Annotated in this window: 10 protein-coding genes; all 10 read right to left on the bottom strand. The window is 32.6% G+C overall.

What is annotated here, in order from left to right:
- Positions 1-169: 169 nt before the first annotated feature.
- A complete protein-coding gene (locus Q0625_RS13290) occupies positions 170-601 on the bottom strand; it encodes a hypothetical protein (protein WP_264856020.1) in 432 nt (143 codons plus the stop codon).
- A 1-nt stretch (position 602) separates the two neighbouring features.
- Entirely contained in the window at positions 603-1,103 is a 501-nt protein-coding gene (locus tag Q0625_RS13285; RefSeq protein ID WP_298828199.1) for a hypothetical protein, read from the bottom strand.
- Positions 1,104-1,112: 9 nt separating this feature from the next.
- Complete coding sequence (locus Q0625_RS13280; RefSeq protein WP_298828197.1) at positions 1,113-2,336, bottom strand: RHS repeat-associated core domain-containing protein; 1,224 nt, start codon at positions 2,334-2,336, stop codon at positions 1,113-1,115.
- 256 nt (positions 2,337-2,592) lie between these two features.
- On the bottom strand, positions 2,593-2,991 hold the full coding sequence (locus tag Q0625_RS13275) for a hypothetical protein (RefSeq protein ID WP_298828195.1): 399 nt from the start codon (positions 2,989-2,991) through the stop codon (positions 2,593-2,595).
- Positions 2,988-3,389 carry a hypothetical protein gene (locus tag Q0625_RS13270; RefSeq protein WP_298828193.1) on the bottom strand — a complete coding sequence of 134 codons (402 nt, stop codon included), beginning with the start codon at positions 3,387-3,389 and terminating at the stop codon, positions 2,988-2,990. Before Q0625_RS13270 ends, Q0625_RS13275 begins: the two co-directional genes overlap by 4 nt.
- 296 nt (positions 3,390-3,685) lie before the next feature.
- Positions 3,686-4,354 carry a hypothetical protein gene (locus Q0625_RS13265; protein WP_298828191.1) on the bottom strand — a complete coding sequence of 223 codons (669 nt, stop codon included), beginning with the start codon at positions 4,352-4,354 and terminating at the stop codon, positions 3,686-3,688.
- Entirely contained in the window at positions 4,351-4,725 is a 375-nt protein-coding gene (locus Q0625_RS13260) for a hypothetical protein (RefSeq protein ID WP_298828189.1), read from the bottom strand. The genes Q0625_RS13265 and Q0625_RS13260 overlap by 4 nt, the downstream gene beginning before the upstream one ends.
- A gap of 51 nt (positions 4,726-4,776) precedes the next feature.
- Positions 4,777-4,947 carry a hypothetical protein gene (locus Q0625_RS13255; protein ID WP_298828187.1) on the bottom strand — a complete coding sequence of 57 codons (171 nt, stop codon included), beginning with the start codon at positions 4,945-4,947 and terminating at the stop codon, positions 4,777-4,779.
- A gap of 185 nt (positions 4,948-5,132) precedes the next feature.
- Complete coding sequence (locus tag Q0625_RS13250) at positions 5,133-5,600, bottom strand: DUF4304 domain-containing protein (protein ID WP_298828185.1); 468 nt, start codon at positions 5,598-5,600, stop codon at positions 5,133-5,135.
- A gap of 1 nt (position 5,601) precedes the next feature.
- On the bottom strand, positions 5,602-5,922 hold the full coding sequence (locus Q0625_RS13245; protein ID WP_298828183.1) for a hypothetical protein: 321 nt from the start codon (positions 5,920-5,922) through the stop codon (positions 5,602-5,604).
- Positions 5,923-6,083: the final 161 nt, after the last annotated feature.

The raw sequence follows: 6,083 nt of genomic DNA, 5'->3' as shown, positions 1-6,083 counted from the left end.
ATTCGCTCTTTATCCTTTACGTATATCTGCTCTGGGGCTTTGAAAGCGTTATACCTTACAGTGGGTAGCGGGTATTTTTCTAAATACGTCTCTCCTGCTTCGTTGGTGGTGAGCTTTTGTTGTTGGTAGGTGTGTTAGAGATGTATCTACACCCCCATTGCACTGTGTTTTAGGTAAAATTCATGAAACTTAAAACACTCTTTTCTTTCACTCTATCAAATATTTCTTCAATAGAAACGTTCTCTAATTCGTTTCTTTTACTTTTTAGTGATGAGAATTGACTTCTACAATAAAAAGGTAATTTTTTAACTAAAAAATTGTATACTTGCATAATTTCTACATTTAGTTCTCCTATTTCTTCTGGAGAAACTTTTTGTTCTTGGTTTGTAATCATTATATACTTGCTGAGAATTAAATAAATAGCTATACATTGTAATTTACTCAATTTTAAATGATACTTTTTAGCTTTTAAGTCTATTACCCACTGTTTTAAGGTACTTTCAGCAAAAGTACAATATTTTATAACTTCTCTACTCTTTACTCTTGAAAAATGTAGATATGCAAAAATAACTGTTAAGTATTTTAAAAAATCTTTTGTCATTTCAGTTCATTAGTTGAGTTGTATTGTGAATGTCTCTTATTATATGTTCACAACCTAATTTATCGAGTACTTCATCAATAGTATCAAAAAGCTGCCCATTTAAATCATTTTGGTTGTAATGTTCTACATAAGCATATTTTTTTTGATCTCTAAAAGAAACTTTTGATTCTAAATAACTATATATATTAGCTGTAAACCTAAATATCTCATCTCTCAATTCAAAAGCGGGAAAAGATTTTTCTTTTACAAAAAGTATAAATTTACTAAGTATTTCATACATAGCAATATACTCCAAATGGACAGTTGTTGTTCCCCAAAGAGACACTCTCATCCCTTCTCTGTGCATTTTTCTATTCAACAAACGTTTGGTATATAAGTAGTATCTCATTCTTTTTTCAAAAAAAGCAAAGTATGCTTCTTTCTCAACTTCATTACATCTGAGTATAGAGAGGTATATTTGCCTAAATATTACCACTAAAAACTTTAGTTCTTCTTTTGTCATAACCACGTATTAAAACTTTATATTATAATAGTATTGTGGTTTATAACTAGGTTTAATAATAAAATTATTATCAAATCCTGTATTTACTCTAAAATAATATGGTTGGGTTGGAGAAGGACTAGGTACTAGTATATTCTTAGGAAGTACTAACTCTATAAAAGCTCCTTTCCCTGCTTGTCCAAAGTTCTGAATCCCTTTAAAATTGGGAGTTGCCTCAAAATCTGTTCCTATAAAGTTATAATCTGAAACTCTTGAAGGAGTTATAAATTCATTCTTTTTTATAGAATAAAGTCCTTCTGAGCTTGTATGATGTCTCACAACTATCTCTCCTTCTGAAATAATTCTTTCTCCTGTCCAAGGATTTAAATTATTTCTTGATGAGTATCTAAGAGAAGATGAAACACCTGATATAATACCCAAAGGAGCTCCTATCTTAGCTCCAAACATACCAGAATGATGGGCATAATTTAGATTACCTGTTTCCATATAGCCTACAACAAATCCACTAGCATATCCTCCAGCAAATCCTCCTATTAATCCATTTACCACTCCTTTTACAATAGGGCTTGTAACTTTTAGGCCATTAATCATAAGATTAACTCCTTTATTTGCTAAACTACTTGCTGCTCCTCCCACAACACTTGACACAACACCAATTCCTGCTCCTAATGCTATATCTTCTGCCTTAGTAGCTCCTCCTAACCAAGCATTAGTAGCTCCAACTACACCTCCTCCCCAAAGCCATCCTCCAAACTCTGGGTATAAAGCACCCCAACCTGCTAGTGCTCCTGCTCCAAAAGCTGCAAATCCTCTGCCAACTCCTCCCCAAAAACCGTGTCCTCCTAAATTTCCTTGTATTGCATTTACAGTCAAATTAATTATACCTCCGAAAACCGCAGCTACTATATCATCTACAAGAATATACTCTCCCGTAGGGTCTGTGTATAACAATGGATTGTTAAGCACATATCCATATCTATTAAAGTTTTGGGTGTTAAAAGGGTCTTGCACATAATTGTCAGGTTGTAAGAAACGGTGTAGCGCTGGGTCGTACAACCGTCCGTTCATATGGATAAGTCCTATCGTTTGCAGGTGCTCGTGTCCCGTAAAGCCTCTATCTAATAAAGTTAAACCTTGTAACACTTTTCCCGCTCCGTCTTCCACTTTTATGGGGTGTCCCCAAGGGTCAAAATGGCGTCTTTCAGCGATGTTGCCGTCCTCATCGGTGAGCATTACTATAGAGCCTAAATAATCTCTATGTAAGTAATAGAGCTTTTGTGTTTCACCGTCCGAAATGAGTATCGCAGGGGCACTATAGGCATCACCGCCTAAGTAAAGTATAAACTTGGTGCTGTTATCGGTTTTGTTACATACGATTTCTACACTACCGTCGTGGCTGTAGTGTTTTAGCAGTGGGCGTTTAGCTTTTTCTACTTCAGCATTGCCATAATAACAGTGTGAACGCTCGCCAAAGGCGTTATATTCATAGCTAATTAGCTACAACTCCACCTTTTACTAATATTTCTCTTACTATATCTGCTTTAAAAAATAAGAAAAACATACTTATCAAAAAAAATAAAATAGTTAGTATTATAGAAACTGTTTTGCTACCAAAAAACTTAGGTTTCTCTTTTTCAACAATTTGTTTCCCCCTACCGCTTTTGTAATACTTAAAGTAAAACAAAAGTAGCATAATTACTATTATAATTACTTTTTGAATTGTACTTAAATAACAATTAAAAAAATATGCTAATGGTATATCAATTAATCCATTGACTATAAAAACAGATGTCGCTCCTAATGCCCAAACAGTGTTTGTATGTGGATAATCATCAGGCATAACCGTTGCATAAAAAAGATAAATATAATAATAAAGCACGTCCATCATTTGCCGTAATTTTCATAAAAATAATTCCAAATAGTTTCATTGTATTTAGAAGGCTTTCCATATCGCTTCTCCCAACGGTTATACCAGTAGCGATATGTAAATTCTTGATACCATTCCATACTTGTCATAAATCTACCAAGTTCCCAACCTATTCCCCAGACAACACCAGATATTCCTCCAAATGTTGAAAAAGCATTAGATGCTTGTTCAAGAACCCATTGAGTATTGTTTATTTCATCATTTTGTCTTTCTGTTTCTATGGATACAGCATTCCATGCTCCTAAGACATTACCTGCCCAACCAATTTTTTTTGCTGTTGCTTTACCAAATTTATTTTTACCTCCTGTAATTCCATTTCCTCCCCAAGTTTGTTTATATATCTTAAAGTTTTTGCCCATCCAAGTACCATATCTTTCACTATAATATAATTCATTACCAATAGTTGTCCCTGTTCCTGCATAAATTTCCCATCCAGGTGCTTTCCCTTCTCAATAAGGTGCAGTTCGATTTACTGGGTTGTTTTAGAAGTTCCGTTAAGGTTCCTCATATTGGCAAATTCACAATTTACACTGCGCCTCATAAGAAATTGTACCGGTGTATAAAGATCATTAATCACTCCATAAATCACCTTCTCAAGATAATTCCTCTCTGACATCGCTGTCATATTCAGCTTTAAGAATTAGCGATTATGATTTTACAAATAGATAGGTTTATTTTTAAAAACACGATTTTTATACTCTTTTGGTAACCATTTCAAGAGTTCTATTTGCTCATCTTTAGTTTGTGATAAAAATTTTTCAAATATTGGTGTCAATTCTTGAGTAAATCCAAATAAATCTATAGGATAATCATAGTCACTTGCTATATATTTACCCCATTTACCGCTTTCTCCAAAAATGTAATACTCATTATAAAACATATTGATAAGTACTGCCGATATAGCTCCTCCACTAATCATTTCTTTCCAAGTTATGTTTACTGGAAATTTCATTTTGAACATTGGTTCTCCTTTTGTAAATTCTTGATTATTCTGAATTACTACAAAATATTTTTCTCCTATATTGAGTAATATTTTTTGTAATTGTAGAAAATCTTTTTCTAAAAAAAGACATCCTCCTTGCAATGCTATTATATTAAAATTATCTTTGTAAATTAAGTGTGGTAAAGACTTATTTGTAATAAAAATATTTTGTTGAATATTTCTCCACGTACTTAGATATTCTTCATTAGATAACCAATATTTTTCTAAATACTTTTGACCTTTATCTTTATCACTCCATTCTTCAAAAGGAATAAGACTAGATGAGGTTGAAAACCAATATTTTTGATTATAAAAATCTAAATGTTTTTGATATTCTTTCATTTTACAAATCTTATTTTTATCATTTCTCCTGCTGTAGGCGTAATATGAATTGTGTAAGCTCCAGTAGTTTTTGAATAATGATAGCCTATTTGGACTCCATTACTTAGTAAATACTGTCCATTTGATTGCATTTTTGCATTTTGAGTAAGAGCTTTAAAGACAGAAGCTCCATCTCCTTTTACAAAACCTTGCATACCTCCTTTAACACGCGATAACTTTCCTGCTCCTTTTATTAAACTTTCAACACTATTATATTGATTTAAAAGTTTTGTTCCTTTATGAGATGCCTGAACTACTTTTGTTGCTTTAGCCATTTTTTGAGCTTGCGCAATTTCACTAGAAAATTTAACTAAAGCTAAACTTCCTTTCACCGCTCCTACACTTACCCATTCTAAAAGTCCTCCTTCTTGATTATATGCTGGTCATATATAATCTCCATTACTATCGTATCGAGTTCCATTTTCTTCACCTCCTGTCAAGAAATGTAAGACCTGTCCCCATCCTCCGTTAAAAGAGTCTGTATGTTGTGGAGCATTAGTATAGAATATAGGAAGTGCTTCTCCATTTGTAGTTATAGGCGTAGTCTCTACCACCCTTGGCGTACCATCTCCTTCAAACCACCCTCTAATAGAATTAAATTGCTTTGAGAACCATTGCCCTACACTTTTTCCTTGTTTTTCAAACCATTTGCCTGTACTCCTTGCATTACGACCTACCCAATCTTTTATATCTCCCCAGTTTTCCTTTACTGTATAACCAATACTTGCTATAAGTCCTGCTAAACCTCTTTGTTAGTCAATTCTAATCTATCTAATTCTTCCTTAACAGCGGGTAATAATAATATCTCTCCTTTATTTGCCAATTCTTTTATTCCTGATATTGATAGTACCTTTGTTGTAAAAGGAATTATATGCTTTCTGAAAAAATCTTTTAATAACTCTATTCTCTTATTATCATCTATAAAACTATCAAAATCAAAAATCCTTTGGTCTTCACCTATTGCACTTGAATTGATGTCCCCCATCAAATTTTTAATTATTCTTTTTTCTATTATACGATTCTCATTAAAAACTCCTTGTATAAAAACTTTGATATTTAATTGATAATAATTTCCAAAGTTAGATTTTTGAAGTTCCAATACACAAATACATTCAGAACTTTCTTTATACCAACCTCCAAAAGCATACTTAAAATGATTTGCTTTTGATATTTCTCCAAAAATATATTTAAACTCTTTACTGTTCATATTAATATGTTTCTAAGACTGTTTTCCATTGTATTCCTCTATACTGTGGCATTGTTTGTAGTTCTCTCATATACATATTCAACTGCATTTGTCCTTGTTTCATAGCCCTTGGATTATATGGTTTTAATTCATATATTGTAGAATTTGGAACGTCTAAAAAGTCTATTCTTTTACCACTTGGTAATCTATACTCTTTAAACATTTGTTTTGCAGGATTATGTAAGTTAGTTTTATATGCTTTATGTATTTGTTGACCAAGTGCTAAATTTGATTTAGTATATTGTTGTGCTGCTGTTTCAGCTCTTACAATACTTGCTCCCATACTAACTTCTCTTAGAGCATAAGAATATTCAAAAGAAGCTGTATTAATGAACCCTAATAAAGCCTAATTAGTTGTCTTAGAAGTTCCGTTGAGGTTCCTCATATTGGCAAATTCACAATTTACACTGCGCCCCATAAGCATTTGCACAGGGGTATAAAGGT

The organism is uncultured Capnocytophaga sp. (assembly GCF_938029845.1).
Taxonomy (GTDB): Bacteria; Bacteroidota; Bacteroidia; order Flavobacteriales; family Flavobacteriaceae; genus Capnocytophaga.
Note: the sequence above shows the minus strand (reverse complement) of the source record. Positions and strands in the feature narration are given on the sequence as shown.

Coding starts and splice junctions, on each gene's coding strand:
- Q0625_RS13290 (WP_264856020.1), bottom strand. CDS start 601: ATGACAAAAGATTTTTTAAAATACTTAACAGTTATTTTTGCATATCTA.
- Q0625_RS13285 (WP_298828199.1), bottom strand. CDS start 1,103: ATGACAAAAGAAGAACTAAAGTTTTTAGTGGTAATATTTAGGCAAATA.
- Q0625_RS13280 (WP_298828197.1), bottom strand. CDS start 2,336: ATGCTCACCGATGAGGACGGCAACATCGCTGAAAGACGCCATTTTGAC.
- Q0625_RS13275 (WP_298828195.1), bottom strand. CDS start 2,991: ATGATGGACGTGCTTTATTATTATATTTATCTTTTTTATGCAACGGTT.
- Q0625_RS13270 (WP_298828193.1), bottom strand. CDS start 3,389: ATGGGCAAAAACTTTAAGATATATAAACAAACTTGGGGAGGAAATGGA.
- Q0625_RS13265 (WP_298828191.1), bottom strand. CDS start 4,354: ATGAAAGAATATCAAAAACATTTAGATTTTTATAATCAAAAATATTGG.
- Q0625_RS13250 (WP_298828185.1), bottom strand. CDS start 5,600: ATGAACAGTAAAGAGTTTAAATATATTTTTGGAGAAATATCAAAAGCA.
- Q0625_RS13245 (WP_298828183.1), bottom strand. CDS start 5,922: ATGGGAGCAAGTATTGTAAGAGCTGAAACAGCAGCACAACAATATACT.